The organism is Bacillus sp. GS3m_15504, assembly GCF_055825275.1.
This window is the reverse complement of sequence record NZ_JBVVNL010000039.1, coordinates 1-255: the sequence shown is the minus strand read 5'-3', so window position 1 is coordinate 255 and position 255 is coordinate 1. Positions and strand designations below refer to the sequence as shown.

General features: G+C 47.1%; 2 tRNA genes. Both read left to right on the top strand.

Annotation, left to right across the window (positions count from 1 at the left end):
* The first annotated feature begins 45 nt into the window (after positions 1–45).
* Positions 46–122 (top strand) — tRNA-Ile (locus AC0L0O_RS30100).
* 8 nt (positions 123–130) lie between these two features.
* A tRNA-Ala gene (locus AC0L0O_RS30095) sits at positions 131–206 on the top strand.
* Positions 207–255: the final 49 nt, after the last annotated feature.

Sequence of the window (255 nt, the reverse complement as noted above, 5' to 3'; positions counted from 1 at the left end):
ACTCTTAAATGAGGATATGATATAAATAAATCCTGCAATTTGTATGGGCCTATAGCTCAGCTGGTTAGAGCGCACGCCTGATAAGCGTGAGGTCGATGGTTCGAGTCCATTTAGGCCCACCATACAACTTGGGGCCTTAGCTCAGCTGGGAGAGCGCCTGCCTTGCACGCAGGAGGTCAGCGGTTCGATCCCGCTAGGCTCCACCAAAAAGCTATTTTAAATAGCAAATGGTATGTTCTTTGAAAACTAGATAAC